Source organism: Halobacteriovorax sp. GFR8, from assembly GCF_050955245.1.
Lineage (GTDB): Bacteria > Bdellovibrionota > Bacteriovoracia > Bacteriovoracales > Bacteriovoracaceae > Halobacteriovorax_A.
In genome coordinates this window covers 1,708,698-1,724,039 of sequence record NZ_JBPBLR010000002.1, presented here as the reverse complement: position 1 = coordinate 1,724,039, position 15,342 = coordinate 1,708,698, and the positions used below count along the sequence as shown (strand labels likewise).

General features: G+C 37.4%; 18 protein-coding genes. 16 read left to right on the top strand and 2 right to left on the bottom strand.

Annotation, left to right across the window (positions count from 1 at the left end; translation table 11 throughout):
- Positions 1 to 14: 14 nt before the first annotated feature.
- Complete coding sequence (locus ACRXC1_RS08670) at positions 15 to 494, bottom strand: hypothetical protein (protein ID WP_433658090.1); 480 nt, start codon at positions 492 to 494, stop codon at positions 15 to 17.
- Between the two features lie 121 nt (positions 495 to 615).
- On the opposite strand from ACRXC1_RS08670, the gene ACRXC1_RS08665 reads away from it, so the two are divergent.
- The 9 genes from ACRXC1_RS08665 (at position 616) to rplT (ending at position 8,255) form a co-directional block, all read left to right on the top strand.
- Entirely contained in the window at positions 616 to 1,278 is a 663-nt protein-coding gene (locus tag ACRXC1_RS08665; protein ID WP_393061823.1) for a YfgM family protein, read from the top strand.
- Positions 1,279 to 1,282: 4 nt separating this feature from the next.
- Positions 1,283 to 2,404: a PQQ-binding-like beta-propeller repeat protein gene (locus ACRXC1_RS08660; protein ID WP_393098777.1), complete on the top strand. Its 1,122-nt coding sequence runs from the start codon at positions 1,283 to 1,285 to the stop codon at positions 2,402 to 2,404.
- A gap of 103 nt (positions 2,405 to 2,507) precedes the next feature.
- On the top strand, positions 2,508 to 3,569 hold the full coding sequence (locus ACRXC1_RS08655) for a guanosine monophosphate reductase (RefSeq protein ID WP_392911821.1): 1,062 nt from the start codon (positions 2,508 to 2,510) through the stop codon (positions 3,567 to 3,569).
- 15 nt (positions 3,570 to 3,584) lie between these two features.
- Positions 3,585 to 5,369: a 1-acyl-sn-glycerol-3-phosphate acyltransferase gene (locus ACRXC1_RS08650; protein ID WP_392911819.1), complete on the top strand. Its 1,785-nt coding sequence runs from the start codon at positions 3,585 to 3,587 to the stop codon at positions 5,367 to 5,369.
- 12 nt (positions 5,370 to 5,381) lie between these two features.
- Positions 5,382 to 6,284: a cation diffusion facilitator family transporter gene (locus ACRXC1_RS08645; RefSeq protein ID WP_433658086.1), complete on the top strand. Its 903-nt coding sequence runs from the start codon at positions 5,382 to 5,384 to the stop codon at positions 6,282 to 6,284.
- A gap of 3 nt (positions 6,285 to 6,287) precedes the next feature.
- Positions 6,288 to 6,701, top strand: a complete 414-nt coding sequence (locus ACRXC1_RS08640; RefSeq protein WP_433658084.1) for a hypothetical protein — start codon at positions 6,288 to 6,290, stop codon at positions 6,699 to 6,701.
- A gap of 116 nt (positions 6,702 to 6,817) precedes the next feature.
- Positions 6,818 to 7,372 carry a translation initiation factor IF-3 gene (gene infC / locus ACRXC1_RS08635; RefSeq protein ID WP_392912042.1) on the top strand — a complete coding sequence of 185 codons (555 nt, stop codon included), beginning with the start codon at positions 6,818 to 6,820 and terminating at the stop codon, positions 7,370 to 7,372.
- A 198-nt stretch (positions 7,373 to 7,570) separates the two neighbouring features.
- Positions 7,571 to 7,768, top strand: coding sequence for a 50S ribosomal protein L35 (rpmI, locus tag ACRXC1_RS08630; protein WP_021267185.1), 198 nt, complete (start codon positions 7,571 to 7,573; stop codon positions 7,766 to 7,768).
- 142 nt (positions 7,769 to 7,910) lie between these two features.
- Complete coding sequence (gene rplT / locus ACRXC1_RS08625) at positions 7,911 to 8,255, top strand: 50S ribosomal protein L20 (RefSeq protein ID WP_021267308.1); 345 nt, start codon at positions 7,911 to 7,913, stop codon at positions 8,253 to 8,255.
- A 78-nt stretch (positions 8,256 to 8,333) separates the two neighbouring features.
- On the opposite strand, the gene ACRXC1_RS08620 is transcribed toward rplT, so the two are convergent.
- Positions 8,334 to 8,753, bottom strand: coding sequence for a secondary thiamine-phosphate synthase enzyme YjbQ (locus tag ACRXC1_RS08620; protein ID WP_392912040.1), 420 nt, complete (start codon positions 8,751 to 8,753; stop codon positions 8,334 to 8,336).
- 43 nt (positions 8,754 to 8,796) lie between these two features.
- Between ACRXC1_RS08620 and cdaA the strand changes: the two genes are divergently transcribed.
- The 7 genes from cdaA to ACRXC1_RS08585 all read left to right on the top strand — a co-directional run bounded on the left by cdaA (position 8,797) and on the right by ACRXC1_RS08585 (position 15,235).
- Positions 8,797 to 9,600, top strand: a complete 804-nt coding sequence (gene cdaA / locus ACRXC1_RS08615) for a diadenylate cyclase CdaA (RefSeq protein ID WP_392911813.1) — start codon at positions 8,797 to 8,799, stop codon at positions 9,598 to 9,600.
- Position 9,601: 1 nt separating this feature from the next.
- Complete coding sequence (locus ACRXC1_RS08610) at positions 9,602 to 10,534, top strand: CdaR family protein (RefSeq protein WP_393098782.1); 933 nt, start codon at positions 9,602 to 9,604, stop codon at positions 10,532 to 10,534.
- Positions 10,534 to 11,898, top strand: coding sequence for a phosphoglucosamine mutase (glmM, locus tag ACRXC1_RS08605; RefSeq protein WP_433658080.1), 1,365 nt, complete (start codon positions 10,534 to 10,536; stop codon positions 11,896 to 11,898). Before ACRXC1_RS08610 ends, glmM begins: the two co-directional genes overlap by 1 nt.
- Positions 11,898 to 12,662 (top strand): pyridoxine 5'-phosphate synthase, encoded by a 765-nt coding sequence (locus ACRXC1_RS08600; RefSeq protein ID WP_392911807.1) that lies wholly within the window; start codon positions 11,898 to 11,900, stop codon positions 12,660 to 12,662. The genes glmM and ACRXC1_RS08600 overlap by 1 nt, the downstream gene beginning before the upstream one ends.
- Before the next feature lie 80 nt (positions 12,663 to 12,742).
- Positions 12,743 to 13,198, top strand: a complete 456-nt coding sequence (gene tsaE, locus ACRXC1_RS08595; protein WP_433658078.1) for a tRNA (adenosine(37)-N6)-threonylcarbamoyltransferase complex ATPase subunit type 1 TsaE — start codon at positions 12,743 to 12,745, stop codon at positions 13,196 to 13,198.
- A 338-nt stretch (positions 13,199 to 13,536) separates the two neighbouring features.
- Positions 13,537 to 14,097 carry an Rrf2 family transcriptional regulator gene (locus tag ACRXC1_RS08590; protein WP_392911804.1) on the top strand — a complete coding sequence of 187 codons (561 nt, stop codon included), beginning with the start codon at positions 13,537 to 13,539 and terminating at the stop codon, positions 14,095 to 14,097.
- A complete protein-coding gene (locus ACRXC1_RS08585) occupies positions 14,081 to 15,235 on the top strand; it encodes a cysteine desulfurase family protein (protein ID WP_433658075.1) in 1,155 nt (384 codons plus the stop codon). Before ACRXC1_RS08590 ends, ACRXC1_RS08585 begins: the two co-directional genes overlap by 17 nt.
- Positions 15,236 to 15,342: the final 107 nt, after the last annotated feature.

Sequence of the window (15,342 nt, the reverse complement as noted above, 5' to 3'; positions counted from 1 at the left end):
AATTTAATCTAGTCTTATAGATAGAAGTGGAAACCTGCTGTAATAAAGTGCTCACCCATTGTTGTCACTTCAAATTCATCAATATTCTCAAAACGAATACCAAACTCAGTACTGAAGCCAATACTGTCGACTCCTTGAAATGAGAATTCTGTTCCAAATCCTAGATCTCCTTGAAATCCTGAGTCTGAGTCTTGGCCAGGGTTCTTATTATTTAGTAAAACTGCGGCCCCTACCGCATAGAAAGTTAGATATGGTTCATCGAAAATATTGCGATAGAGGCGAACTCCACCATGCCAGCCACCGTTGTCAGCAGTGTTTACACCAAATATTGCACCATATGCAAACGTTGTGCTGCGTTGAACTTTAATTGAAAGTGATGGAATATTATTATTAACAGTATTTGAGAAGCCTATTCCTAGGCGTCCAACACGTTCCAGTGCAAGAGTGTTAAAAGAGATAATAAAAGCTGCTATTACTAGAGAAATCCTTTTCATGGTGCGTAATTTTCCTTTTTCCTAATTATGAGTAAATATATTTTAACAATACTCATGTATTTTTGACAACTTTCAATGTTCTTTATTAAAATGATAAAAATTTTTAACCAGAGGGTAATGGATGACAACACAGGTAGCGCCAAATGAAGGCCTAAATTCTGAATTAAATTCAACTGAGCTTGGAGCGTTTATCGCTCAAAACAAAGCTTTATTTCTAGGACTGATTCTCTTAATTGTAGCTGCCATTGGTGGATACGGAATCTTTTCTTACACAAAAGCACAAACTAATGAAAAAGCTGCAACTGCTTTCTATCAATTTGAGCAAGGGGCCTTAAAGAAATATCAAGAAGGTGGACTAGATGCTGCGGCAATGAGTGCAGAGCTAGGACTTCTTTTAAATGACTACGCAAGTACTTCAGCTTCATTTGCAACAAGCTTACTAGCTGTTGATTACCTTACTAATAAGGGTGAAAACAAAATTGCACTAGATATTCTTACTAAGATGCAGCCAGGAACTTCTCTACAGTCTTACTTTGTTAATTTAAGAAAGGCCGTGGTTCAAGAAGATCTTAATGATATTGATGGTGCTATTGCATCTTTAACTGAACTTAAGAATAATGAAAATAATCTAACAATGGGGCGTATAGAGCTTGATCTAGGACGTATGTACTTTCAAAAAGGTGACATGGCAAAGGCGAAAACTCACTTTGATAAAGTTCTGACTCTTACAACTCAAAACGTCTACAAATCACTAGCTAAGAGCTATTTAGCAAAAATTAAGTAATCTTATGATAAAAATTCTAACGGCCACGATTGTGGCCATTCTTCTTACTTCTTGTTCAACACTAAACAGTGTGACGACTAAGTTATCAGCAGATAAATTAGAGAAGAAACCTCTTACACTAGCTTGGGCAAAGAATTTAGAACCTAGTTACGAGAGCGGTAATCTTCCTATCTCACTGGCCTCTCCTTTAATTCACGATGGCCAATTATTTGCAGCTGATGGCCGTGGGCACTTTAATGCTTACAATGTTGAAACTGGCAGACTTCTGTGGTCTTTAAATATTAAAGGTCAGATGACAAGTGCTCCAATTGTTTATGAAAACCTATTGATCTTCGGAGACAATACAGGTCGCGTCTATGCTTACGACTTTAATAAGGGGGAGCTAGCATATGAGTTTGATTTGGATGCAGGTGTTGACTCAACTCCTGTTGTTCACAATGGTAGACTTTTTGTTCATACAAGAAATCATAAACTCTTCAATATCGACGCCTACACAGGAAGAGTCATTTGGTCATATAAGAGATCTGTTCCTTATTACTCAACAGTTCAACGAACATCAACTGCTTTAATCTCTGGTAATAAAGTCTATGCTGGCTTTGCTGATGGCTACTTCATATGCTTCTCTCTTGAAGAGGGCCAAGTCCTTTGGGAAAGACGCATGAGTGCTGGTCAGAAGTTTGTTGACGTCGACATGAGACCGACAATCTTTAACTCTAAACTAATCGTTGGCTCAGTTGATGATAAAATGGAAGTTATTGATCTGAAGTCAGGTGTTCTTTATAAGAAACTTGCTTTTCAATCAAACCGTAAAGGTGTTCTTGTTGATGGTGGTAAGCTTGCTGCATTTGGTAGTGTAAACGGTGAAGTTGTCTATATTGATTCGTCGTTTAATGAAGTAAAGCGTATTAAAGTTGATGAGCTTGCAGTTTCTTCACTGGCCGTTTGGAAAGATGGGCTTGTTGTGACAACTGTTGGCAAGACTGTTTACTATATTGATTCACGTGGGCAAATTACGCAACGATTTGATCTGGGCTCAGCATACTCTGCTGTGTTTGGGAGTATGACACAGGACGAAGATTTTCTCGCTTTTATTTCATCGAGATTTCGTCTGTATACCTTCAAGTAGATCCTAAGTATAAACTCTAAAAATTACCTTGTGCGTGTTATTTCGACAATGTTATTATTTCGTCGTTATAACGCACACAAGTTTCTAGATTTAGGGGAGATTAATGGATTTAACATTCAAAGCAAATGGTATTCTTAGTCGTGGTAAAGGCTTAACTTTTGACGATGTTTTATTAGTTCCGAGATATTCAGAGATCTCTTCTCGTCGTCATACTGATCTTAAAACAAAAATTACGAAGAATCATTCAATTGATATCCCTATTATTGCTGCCAATATGGACACGGTAACAGGCCCTGAAATGGCAATGGAGATGGGACGCTTAGGTGGTGTTGGTATCCTTCACCGTTTTATGTCTCCTGAGCAACAAGTTGAAGACGTTAAAGCAATCCAAAACTATTTTAAAGAACATTCAATCAATCTTCCAATTGCTGCGTCCGTTGGCGTTAAAGAAGAAGGTAAGAAAAGAGCAGATCTTCTTGCAGCTCTTGGTGTAGAAATTCTTACTGTTGATATCGCACATGGCGACTCAATCATGATGATGGAAGTTCTTGAGTATATTAAAAAGAACTACCCACAAATTGATGTGATCGCGGGCAATGTTGCAACTCCTGATGGGGTAAAGCGCATGATTGATAAAGGTGCAGATGCTGTTAAGGTTGGAATTGGACCTGGAAGTATGTGTACCACTCGAATTATTACAGGACACGGTGTTCCTCAGTTAACGGCCATTGCAATGTGTGTTGCTGAAGCACAGAAAGCAGGTGTCCCTGTAATTGCCGATGGAGGCCTTAAGAACTCTGGTGATATGGTAAAAGCACTTAGTGCTGGAGCTAGTTCTTGTATGGCAGGCTCACTATTGTCTGGAGCACTTGAAACTCCAGGTGAAGTCAAGGGTGGTATGAAAGAATACCGTGGGATGGCATCAAAGGCCGCACAAGTTTCTTGGCGTGGAGAGCTTCCAAAAGGTATGGCCGCTGAAGGTGTTGATACAATGATTCCATGTAAAGGACCAACTGAAGGAATTATCAATGAATTAACTGGTGGTATCCGTTCTGGAATGACTTACCTTGGTGTTGATAAACTTGTAAATATGAGTGAAGCAGCACTATTTATGGAAATGTCTTCATCAGGAATGGCCGAAAGTAAGCCACACGGAAAAAGATAAGAAAGGCCTTAGAATATGGGAAATAGTGTTCTTGACGATTTATTAAGTTATCCAAAACTTATAAAAAGAATTGAAGAAAGTGATAATCCAGCTCAAACAAAAAAGAAGGTTGTCGCCAACTTCAATGAAATGAAGGCCGACTATTCTCCATCTTATCTAAAATCGATGGCAAAATTCTTTGATGCTACTCTTCCTCGTCTATATGATGGAGTTAGCTTTAATGAAAATGAAACAGACCTCAATGCTCTTTTAGAAGAGGCCAGCGTGGTTCTTGTTCCAAACCACCAATCTCATGCTGACTATATTGCAATTAACTATAAGTTCTTTAAGCAATATAAGCGTATGCTCTACGTTGCTGGTGGTGATAACTTAAATATTTTTCCAATTGGTAAAATTTTTAGAAAGTCAGGCTGCTTCTTTATTCGAAGAAGTTTTCAAAATGATATTCTTTATAAATTTACAATGGAAGCTTATCTCTTTGCTCTTTTAAAGCGCAAGGAACCAATCGAGTTCTTCTTTGAAGGTGGAAGAACAAGGTCTGGGAAACTTAGACCCCCTAAGTACGGCCTCTATCAAATGTTACTTGAGGCCCATTCTCATCTACCTGACGCTAAAGAGCGTGGACTTGCTTTTGTTCCTGTTAGTATTGCGCATGAGTATGTTCCTGAGCAGAAGGCACTGGCAAAAGAGATGATGGGTGGAAAGAAAGTGAAGGAGTCAACAGGACAACTGTTTGGCCTCTTTAAGCTCATGGCCTATCAATTTGGAAAGATTCACATCTCTCTTGGTAAGCCACAATATGCTCATAAACTTGATGACCCTGAAAAAAATAAGGTAAATGTAAGAGAGCTTGCTTTTAAATGCTTTAGAAGTGTTGGTGATCAAATGGTAATCACACCAACAAATCTCTTAGTTTTAATTCTATTAGATGAGCCTAGTGGTGCATTGAAGTGGAATGATATTATTTTAAAAGCACAGGCGATTTTAGAATACTGTCAGCAATATGACATACCTTTTACCGAAGGCTTAAAGGCAAGTAAATTAGAGGATTCCATCGGACGTGCTATGGATATTCTCATTGGTAATAACAAAGTGGATGTTATTGGCCAAAGTGAAGGAACTTCACTTTTTTACGCAATTAAGAAAAACTGCCGCGGCGAACTTCTATTCTTTAAGAATACTATTGTTCACCACTTCATCATCCCTTGGACAATCTCACTAGCTTGGTTCAATGTCTTTAGTGGTGAGATTGATAATGTCGACGATCTTAAAACATTCTTTGTTAAGCAAAGAGATATGCTTAAGATGGAGTTCTATCTTCCAACTGTAAAAGAGTACTATGCCAAGACACTTCGTATTTTAAGTAATGCTGTTGGAAGAGAAATTACGAATCTACAAGATGCTATCGAATTTACTAATAAAGACTTATATGAAGTCGCTTCGAAACTGAGTCTTTTTGCACGTAGCTTAACATATATAAACGAAGCTTACTTCGTTTCAGCACTTACTCTTGAGAGCTTTCAAAAGGATGGTGTTGATCACTTCAAAGCGGCCGACTATATGAAACGCTTTGTTGACGTTTTTAAGGCCGAAATTCTTAGTCAGCGCATTATCCGTTTTGCTGAAAGTCAGAATGTTGAGCTTATGAAGACGGCACTTACTTACTTTGAACAAATTGGAGTTCTTGGTTACGAGGATAATTCGTATGTCATTGCAAATAGAGCGAAACTAGACGAGTTTATCCAATCGACTGAAAAAACTTTAAAAGATCAACTGAAGTTAAACTTCAAAGTTGTCTAAATAGGAGATCTTTTGCATTTAGAGTTATCTAAGAGAGAAAAAGAAATCAAGAAAGTTTTAATTATTACTTTCTTTTTAAATTTAGCTGTAGCTCTTATAAAGATTTTTGCAGGTATCGAATTTAATTTCATTTCACTTCGTTCCTCTGGTATTGAATCTGTTTTTGATGGAACCTCAAACCTACTCGGTATTGTTACAATCGCTCTTGCTTCAAAGCCACGTGATCGTAGGCATAATTATGGCCATCATAAATTTGAAAACCTTGGTGCCCTTATTATTGCCTTTATGCTCTTTGGTTCGGCAATCAAGCTAGGTCTTGATTATCATGACCTCATTATGGGAACGCAGACAAAGTATGGCCAATTTGGTCCAATCCCTGTTCTCTCAATTATTATTTCAATGATTATGAGTTTTTGGGTCTCTTCTTATGAAGGACGCAAAGGGCGCGAGCTTAACTCTCAAATTTTAACTGCTGATAGCAATCACACCTTTGGCGATATGATTATTAGCTTTGGTGTTCTTATCTCAATTGTTGCTGCTTACTTTCAGGTTTACTTAATTGATTATATTGTTGGTGGCTTAATTATTCTATATTTGATCTATCTAGGGATTCAGATTACTCTAGAAAATTTAAACGATCTTTTAGATGTGGCCCCTATTTTAAAAGATAAGTATATTTCATCTCTTGAAGATATAAAGCATGTTCGTGATATTCATAATTTTCGTGCACGTGGAAATTCGACTTGGATGCAAATTGATTTTCATCTACTTCTTGAGCCAGATCTCTCTCTAGGGGAGGCACATGATATCGCACATACTGTTGAAGACCGTCTAAGAGTCATGTTAAAAGACTATTGTCGTGATGTTGATATCTTGATTCATATGGAGCCAGATGATGAAGGACATAAGGATTAGATGATGGAGACGAAGATAGTAAAGCGCCAAATTGGAAATATCAGGTTGGCCGTAGGCCCATGGGAAGAGGACTTTTCTAAACTCTTTGCTAACGCTGCTCGATTGATGTCTGAGATTGTTCATGGTCAGCTTATTCATTTTAAAAGCGATGAGCTCTTTGTTTTTGCCGATGATACTCTAGAAAATTATAGAGTCGGTGTTCCAATGATTGGTAATCTTCAAAACAAACACCTTGAGAGTTTTGACCTTCACGCTGGTGAACTTGAGAGTTGTGAATTTGGAGTTGAAAAACTAAAAGACTATACGAGAATTAAGAATATATATACTGATCTTTGCTTATCTGAGGAGTATTTTATAAGAATTACGTCTCATGGCGGGCAATATCTGTCATTTTATGAGAAATATCTCATTCAATAATGTATACTGTGGGTATATTTTTTGTTATGTTTGCAATCCTAGTGGGCAGCCATTAGAATTGTAATTATTGAAAATAACTGATTCGCTAATAATTGGTTTATTTCCGGAGGTGATTTATTAGCAACAATTTTAGAGGTGGAAGGCCAAGAAAAGAAAGAGGCCCAAGAATTAACGAGCAAATTAGAGTTTCAGAATGTCGACTAATGAGTGATGAGGAGCAATACGGAGTTGTATCAATTGATAGAGCACGCGAAATTGCAGATGAGCTTGGTGTTGATCTAATTGAGATTGCTCCAACAGCTAAACCACCAGTTGTAAAGCTAATGGACTACGGGAAGTATAAGTATGCTCTTCAAAAGAAAGCTGCTGAAGCTAAGAAGAAGCAGGCCAAGGTTCAGCTAAAAGAAATTCAATTACGTCCAAATATTGAAGCACACGATCTTGAAACTAAACTTAAAAGAGCCTACAAGTTCTTAGAGGGTGGTGACAAGGTTAAGTTTGTTATGCAATTTAGAGGTCGTGAAATGGCCTATAAAGATATGGGGAAAGAGAAATTCGAAGCAATCCTAAATGGGGTTTGTGAAGAAGCTGGTGCAGCAATCGAGTCTCCGATCAAAATGATGGGGAATCGCATTATTACAATCGTTGCCCCTGTAAAGAAAGCTAAGTAACTAAATCTTGTAAGTGTCTGATTTTACATTGGGCACTTGTTTTTCTTTTCATCCTAAGTCCTTGATATTTTTTTTCAATTTATCGATTATTCTTTGCATTAAGTGATTAAACCTGATAAAAATATGCACTTATAGTTTTGTTGTATTTTGTTGAATTCTCGACTTACCTTAAGGTGAGTAAAATTCAAGGAGTATAAAATGCCAAAAATGAAGACTAGAAGAGCTGTTGCTAAAAGATTTAAGCCAGTAGGTAACGGAAAGTTCAAAAGAAAAAGAGCTAACCTAAGACACATTCTTGAAAAGAAGCCAACTGATGCGAAGAAAAGAGCAGGTAAAACTGACTACGTTCACGCTTCAGATGTTGCTCGTGTAAAGAGATGTCTACCTTACGCTTAATTTTCTAAGCGCAAGCGATTCAAAAAAAGAGTGAGTTGGTCGAAACTTTAAATCGACAAAATTGTTTTTTTAACCTGATTTTTGGGAAAGAACGAAAGAACCATTCACTTGGTCCCCAAACGTCAAAAAAATGGAGTAAATTATGTCTAGAGTTAGAAGAGGTTTTAAAGCAAGAGCGAGAAGAAATAAGGTTCTTAAATTAGCGAAAGGTTTTCACTTTTCAAGAAGAACTAAATACTATCACGCTTCTGAAACAGTAAAAAGAGCATTACACTACAGATACATCGGTAGAAGACTTCTTAAAAGAGATATGAGAAGACTTTGGATCGTACGTATTTCTGCAGCTGCTAAGCTTCTTGGTACTTCTTATTCAAAGTTCATGGGACAGCTTAAGAAGAACAATGTTGAAATCAACAGAAAGATGCTTGCTGAAATCGCTGCAAGAGATTTCGACGGATTCAAAGCAATCTACGAATCAACAAAATAATTCATTAAACTATTTGATTTAATAAAACACAAACAAAACTATATAGTGCTTGGGCCTCATTTTTGAGGCCCTTGTATTTTATCCCTGCATAAACTTCACTTTTACTTTCCTCGTATGAGGGGCATCTCGAAATTCACAAAGATAAATCCCTGACCAACGACCGATATCAAGTTCACCATTTTCAACGATTAATGTGAGTGACGTTTGCATAAGTATAGACTTCATATGAGAAGGAGAGTCATCAGGACCTTCAGCTGTATGAGTGATAAAAGGGAGGTTTCTTGGGGCCAGATGTTTTAGAAAGTTCTCCAGATCTAGCTTGGCGCTGGGGTCAAATGCCTCATTGATGCACAACGCGGCACTGGTGTGCTGAATTTGACACACTAGGATACCATCTGTGCTTTGTGGATCCAGATCTCTAAGACATTGTCGGATCTCTTTAGTTATGTCGTAAAAGCCTTCACCTGATGTGTTTACTATCTGCGTTTTTATAGGCATCATTAAACTCCAAACATTTTAAATATTTAGCAACTTATATATTATGACATTATTTTCAACGCTACTAAAGCAATTAAGCATTAAAGATTTTTTCGACATGGGCATTGTCGCTCTTATGATCTATCAGGTTTTAAAGATCGTAAAAGGGACGAGGGCCATTCAAGTTCTACTTGGAATGGTTTTTCTCGCTGTCCTTTATACTCTGGGGATTAAATACAATCTCTACACAGTAAATTGGATTCTCGAACATTTCTTTGATTATATCTTCATTATTTTCATTGTTATCTTTCAAGATCAGTTACGAGCAGCTCTTGCTACTGTTGGGACAGGAAGGAAGATGTTTAACTTCTTTGATCGTTCTCCAGTAAATTATGATATTGAAGAAGTTATAAAAAGTGTAACGGCCCTTTCAAAAGAGAGAACCGGCGCTCTTATTGTTATTGAAAGAAAGAATGGACTCCAAAATTATATCGATACTGGAACGATTATCGATGCGACCATTCACTCTGATCTTATCTACTCGATCTTTCAAACAATCTCACCACTGCACGATGGTGCAATTATCTTGAGAGATGGAAAGATCTTAGCAGCAGGCTGCTTCTTGCCACTTTCAAAGAATATTGAAATTGATCGTCACTTCGGGACTCGCCACCGTGCGGCCCTTGGGGTTTCTGAAGTCTCAGATGCTATCGTTATCATCGTTAGTGAAGAGACAGGTAAGATTAAATTATGTATCAATGGCCAATTTTTCTATTCACATAATGAAAATGAGCTACGCATGATGCTTAAAAAGGCGTGGGCCGGAAAGAGACTTGATCTACAATCTCAAATCGTAGGGCAGGCATAAGATGTTAAAAAAAATTAAAAGTAATAACTTATTTGAACTAATTCAAAATCAACTACTAACTCTACTGAGTATTATCTTGGCCATCTTCCTATGGTTCTATGTTGTAAACTCTGAACCTATAACAACTGAGAGAATATACAACCTAGAGGTTCTTCCTGCCACTAGTATGGATGTTACTTCTGTATCGGCAAATGAAATTCATGTTACGTTGAAAGGTGCCCGTGCATTTTTAAAAGACTTTCATGGTGATGATCATTTAAAGCTACAAGTTGATTTAAAGAAGATGAAGGTTGATCGCTCCACAAAACAAGTTAAGTACTCAATTAGTGAGACTGACTTGATTGTTCCATTTGGTGTTGAAGTCGTCGATATTAAGCCAAAACACTTAACGATAAAATTAGATAAGCTAATTTATAAAAATGTTCCAATTAAGATAAATTATATGAATAATCTCCCAAAGGAACTTAAGCTTATTTCTTCTTCAATTAATCGCTCTAAGATTAAAATTGAAGGTGCGCGTGATATCATGAGAACTGTTGGACAAGTTAAGACACGTCTTATCGACCTCTCTGAGTTATCTGGTCAAGGAGAAGTTCCAATTCAACTTGAAGACCTTCCTGAGTTTCTTCGTTACGGTGAAAGTGATACAATTAACTTCAAGTATGATATTAGACCTCAAAAGGCGAATTTAACTCTTAAGAATATTCCAATACTATTTGTTGCGCCTAATATAAAGTTTCGTTCTCGCATTAGAAAAGTCTCTTTAGATGTACTAACGACAGGCCGAGATGATATAAAGGCGAGCGAAGTTAAGGTATATGCAGAGATTCCTTCTGATATGGGAAGAAGTGCAGATATTCGCCTAAGGGCAGAGCTGCCAGAGGACGTTCATTTATTAAAAATACACCCAGAAATAATTAAAGTGAGTAGATAATGACAGAAAGAAAATTATTTGGAACAGACGGAATTAGAGGTAAGGCAAATATTTATCCAATGGTTCCAGAGATCGCGACGGCCCTTGGCCGTGCTGTAACATTTTATTTCCAAAAGAAGAATAAAAATAAGAAAACACCATTAATCATCGTAGGAAAAGACACTAGACTTAGTTGTTATATGATTGAACAAGCTTTCTCAGCTGGTGTTCTTTCACAAGGTGGACGAGTGATTTTTACAGGACCTCTTCCAACACCAGGTGTTGCTTTTGTGACAACTTCAATGCGTGCAGATGCAGGTGTTATGATCTCAGCTTCACATAATGATTACGATGATAATGGAATTAAACTTTTTGACGCTCATGGATTTAAGCTCCCTGATGAAGTAGAACTTGAACTTGAAGAGCTTGTTCTAAATCCTAAGTTGATCCCACCTAAGGTCGGGGCCGAAATTGGCCGTGCTAAAAGACTTGAGGGTGTTGAAGGACGCTATGTTGTTCACGTTAAGTCTGCAATTGATGAGGAATGCGATCTAAGTGGTATGCGTGTTGTTGTTGATTGTGCAAACGGTGCCAGCTACAAAGTTGCTCCGCTTGTGATGAGTGAGCTTGGAGCTGAAGTATTTCCACTAGGCGTAAATCCTAATGGACAAAATATCAATTTAAATTGTGGAAGCTTACACCCAACACTTGCAAGTCAAGAGGTTGTAAAGCTTCGTGCTGATATGGGCTTCTGTCTTGATGGAGATGCTGATCGAATTCAAGTAATAGATAAAGATGGCGGTCTCATCAAAGGCGATAAACTTATTGGTATTTTCGCTAAGCTCTTACTTGAGCAAGGTAAGCTTAAAAAAGGTGACACTGTCGTTGGGACAATTATGTCAAACCTTGGCCTTGAAAATTACCTAAAAAAACTTGGACTTAAGTTTCACCGTACCGCAGTTGGTGATCGCTATATTATGGAATATATGAGAAGTGAAAATGCTCTACTTGGAGGAGAACCTTCTGGTCATATTATCTTCCTTGAACACGCGACTACTGGTGATGGGACACTTGCGGCCCTTAAGTCAATTGAAGCGACTTACTTCTTTAAGAAGTCGATCAATGAATTATCTCAAGAAGTTGAATTATACCCACAAGTTTTAAAGAACGTTTCTGTTTCACAAAAGAAAAAGGTAGAAGAGATGCCAACTTTTGCTGCAGAACTTAAGGCATGTGAAGAAGAATTAGGTGAAGAAGGGCGTGTGATTTTCCGATACTCAGGAACTGAGCCTCTTGCTCGTGTTATGGTTGAAGGACGTTGTGAAGACAAAATTAATGCTGTTTGTGATCGTCTTGTAAGCGCTCTTAAAAAGGAAATTGCATAATGACTGATAAAATGATTCCAAGACTTGGTGTAAATATTGACCACGTAGCAACTCTTAGACAACAAAGAGATGAAGGCTACCCAAGTGTTGCAAATGCCGCCCAAGATGTTTTAATGGCCGGTGCTGATCAAATTACAATTCACTTACGTGAAGATAGAAGACATATTCAAGATACGGACTTAACAAGTGTTATGGCCGTAACAAAGCGTTTTGAAAAACCACTTAATCTTGAAATTGGTTGTGCTAAAGAAATTGTTGAAATAGCAGCAGATTTTAAACCAGATTGGATTTGTCTTGTTCCTGAAAAGAGAGAAGAGAAGACCACTGAAGGTGGCCTAGACTTGTCTCCTGCTAATTATGACAAGGTTTCTCAAACAATGTCATACCTAAGAGAGCATTCACCTAAAACGAAGATTTCTCTTTTTGTTGAAGCCTCGACAGAGGTAATGAAGAAGGCCATTGAACTTAAGGCCGATGCTGTTGAAATCCATACTGGTGCCTTTGCGATTGATTTCCTTAAAGAAGGGGATCTAAACCCTCACTTAAATAGTTATGTAGAGTGTTTTAAAACTCTTGAAGGTTCTGGCGTTGCATTTCATGCAGGCCATGGACTAACAATGGAGAGTGTTAGACCACTTTTAGAACAAGGACTATTTGCTGAATACAATATTGGACACTGGATTGTGTCTCAGGCCGTATTTAGTGGAATCTCAAATGTTACTAAGGATATGTTAAATTTATTTAGAAACCATCCAGTTAAGTAAGGTATGGTTTGCCTTTGATTGCGTATTGATCTTTATCGTGGAAAATAAATATCTAAGCAATTAATTCTAAGGAGCACCTGTTGTTTGACTATCAAGATGTTAGGCATTGGAAAAAAGTTTACCAAAGTGATATTTCAAATATTATTGTCGAGTTAAAAGAATCATTAAATGAGCCATCGGTTGTTATTCTTGATGGCCCAGTTGGTGCTGGTAAAACGACATTTACTAATGTCTTCCTTGGTGAAGACAAGTCAGGTTCTCCAACGTATTCCCTTATCAATGACTGTGGTGATATTGTCCATGCCGACTTCTACCGTCTTGATTCAGCTGAAGAAATCATCCACCTTGAATTAGCAATGTACCTAGATGAGAAAAAATACTTTCTTGTTGAGTGGGGTAAGGATTACATCAGAGATATCTACCGCGAGCTTTCTGATGATTTCAATTATTTTCAATTAAGTATTGAAACCAACGACAAAAAAGATGATGAAGAAAACGCTTCTCGAAACTATTTTTTAAAGAAAATTATTTTTTAACATCTTCTAACAAGTGGGCAGAAATAACCGATTAACTCTGTTTGGCATATCTAGTCATCTCATTCGAAATATCTTCTAACATATAGATATTATTGACTTTTTCTTGTGTTCCATGAACTCTAGTAAAGAAAAAATATTTTTTTATAATAATTGATTAAATCAAGTTGACTTTAAGACTTGTGGGCTGACATAATATTTAGGAGAAAGATTTTAACGGAATAAATCTTTCACTTGAAAGGATAGCACGGAATGCGAGTCCTTAATTAGCACACAATTTATTTGCTTAAAGTTTAAAAACTATTTTTTTATTTAACATTTGGATTTATGGAGGAAGACCAATGAGACTCACTTCGAAAGGACGCTACGCAGTTAGAGCAATGCTTGACCTAACTACTCACAGCAACGGAAACCCTGTAAGACTTCAGGAAATTTCAGAAAGACAAAACATTTCACTACACTACCTAGAGCAACTTTTCAGAAAGCTAAGAAATGGCCAAGCTGTTAAGTCTGTAAGAGGACCAGGTGGTGGTTATGTTCTTGCTCGTTCAATGGAAGAAATCACAATTAAAGATGTTCTTGAATGTGTTGGAGAAAATATCAACCCAGCTAAAGACATCCTTGGAACAGAGGCAGAGCAAGCAAGCACTGTTGAATTCCACCTGTCTAAGAACTACTTTCAAAATCTTGGTTTCATTATGAGCGAATACCTAACGACAACTTCTTTAGGTGACCTTGTAAGAAAATCAGGTGAGGTTGAGTCAGAAGTTAGAGGTGAAGAAGCTTCTAATGAGCAAACTACTCAAACTGTAGAAGCTGCTACTCAGAACACTTCAACTGAAAGTGCATTTAGCGAGTACGCTTCAGGAATTAGATCAGGTTTAGGTGAAATTAATCAATAATTATCTCTACTTAGATTATAATGCTACGGCCCCCTTAGTTAAACCAGTCCAAGACTGGCTTTGCGAGGGGGCCGTCTACTTTGGTAATCCAGCTTCGATTCACCAAGTAGGAAAGAAATCAAAATCCTTAATCAATCAAACCATTAAAAAAATTCAAGATACTTTCAATGCGACAAAGTATGATGTCTTCTTTCACTCTGGTGCAACAGAGGCCATCAATAGTGTTGTAAAGGGTTTTTGCTTTAATGCTTTAAAAGCAAAAGAAAGTTTTCATGTCTTCTGCTTTGATGTTGATCACTCGAGTATGGTTAATCAAAAGGAGCACGTCGAGCTTCTTGGTGGTACTTTTCACGTGTTGAAAACACATGGTGGTGACTTTGATAGACAAGAAGTCGTTGAGGCCTTAAACAAATTTGAAGGTGAGAAACTCATTAACTTCACATATGTGAATAATGAGAATGGTGTCGTATGGGATCTTGATGAGGTTCTAAAAGTTAAAGAAGAAACTGGCGCTTGTGTTCATGTCGATTGTGTACAAGTTGTTGGAAAAATCAAAGACTGGGACCAATTAACTCTTGGCCTTGATTATTATACTTTCTCTGGTCATAAATTTGGCGCGCTTAAAGGTGTCGGCTTTACTCTTGTTTCAAAAGAGGCAAGTTGGACCCCATTAATTCGTGGTGGTGGCCAACAAAAGGCCATGCGATCAGGAACAGAGAATGCCTTTGGTGTTTATACAATCAATCTTGCTCTCGACTATAATCTTTCAAATTCAAATATTGAAAGAACTCAAGGCGTAAAAGATGAAATTGAAAATTGGTTAGTTGAAAACTTTGGCCAAAAAATTACTATAATTGGTGCTAAGGCAAAAATGAGAAATGCCACTACCATTTTCTTCAGTGTGCATGACAAGAATATTAATACTGTTATGATGGCCTTAGATATGGCCGGAATTTGTGCTTCAAGTGGTTCTGCTTGTGCATCTGGTATTATCAAGCCTTCACGTATTGCAAAGGCCTATGACCTTAGTGATGAAGCTGCTACGAATGTGATTCGATTTTCACTTTCTCCATTCTCTGAAGATGCACTACCTATTATTTCAAAATTAGATCCTGTTTTATCTAAATTCTTATCATAGTAACTCATAAGATATACGAACGATGCACTGCGGTGTGCACTTTGAACCCTTTCTTTAAGTTAGAAAACGAGTTCATTTTGACCTCAGTGACCTTTTTGCTCCAGTAC

Bases quoted from the DNA above. Each gene is read 5' to 3' on its own strand.
- cdaA (WP_392911813.1), top strand. From the start codon at position 8,797: ATGACATTATTTTCAACGCTACTAAAGCAATTAAGCATTAAAGATTTT.
- ACRXC1_RS08665 (WP_393061823.1), top strand. From the start codon at position 616: ATGACAACACAGGTAGCGCCAAATGAAGGCCTAAATTCTGAATTAAAT.
- glmM (WP_433658080.1), top strand. From the start codon at position 10,534: ATGACAGAAAGAAAATTATTTGGAACAGACGGAATTAGAGGTAAGGCA.
- ACRXC1_RS08590 (WP_392911804.1), top strand. From the start codon at position 13,537: ATGAGACTCACTTCGAAAGGACGCTACGCAGTTAGAGCAATGCTTGAC.
- ACRXC1_RS08670 (WP_433658090.1), bottom strand. From the start codon at position 494: ATGAAAAGGATTTCTCTAGTAATAGCAGCTTTTATTATCTCTTTTAAC.
- ACRXC1_RS08640 (WP_433658084.1), top strand. From the start codon at position 6,288: ATGGAGACGAAGATAGTAAAGCGCCAAATTGGAAATATCAGGTTGGCC.
- ACRXC1_RS08600 (WP_392911807.1), top strand. From the start codon at position 11,898: ATGACTGATAAAATGATTCCAAGACTTGGTGTAAATATTGACCACGTA.
- rpmI (WP_021267185.1), top strand. From the start codon at position 7,571: ATGCCAAAAATGAAGACTAGAAGAGCTGTTGCTAAAAGATTTAAGCCA.
- ACRXC1_RS08650 (WP_392911819.1), top strand. From the start codon at position 3,585: ATGGGAAATAGTGTTCTTGACGATTTATTAAGTTATCCAAAACTTATA.
- ACRXC1_RS08620 (WP_392912040.1), bottom strand. From the start codon at position 8,753: ATGCCTATAAAAACGCAGATAGTAAACACATCAGGTGAAGGCTTTTAC.
- ACRXC1_RS08660 (WP_393098777.1), top strand. From the start codon at position 1,283: ATGATAAAAATTCTAACGGCCACGATTGTGGCCATTCTTCTTACTTCT.
- ACRXC1_RS08655 (WP_392911821.1), top strand. From the start codon at position 2,508: ATGGATTTAACATTCAAAGCAAATGGTATTCTTAGTCGTGGTAAAGGC.
- rplT (WP_021267308.1), top strand. From the start codon at position 7,911: ATGTCTAGAGTTAGAAGAGGTTTTAAAGCAAGAGCGAGAAGAAATAAG.
- ACRXC1_RS08610 (WP_393098782.1), top strand. From the start codon at position 9,602: ATGTTAAAAAAAATTAAAAGTAATAACTTATTTGAACTAATTCAAAAT.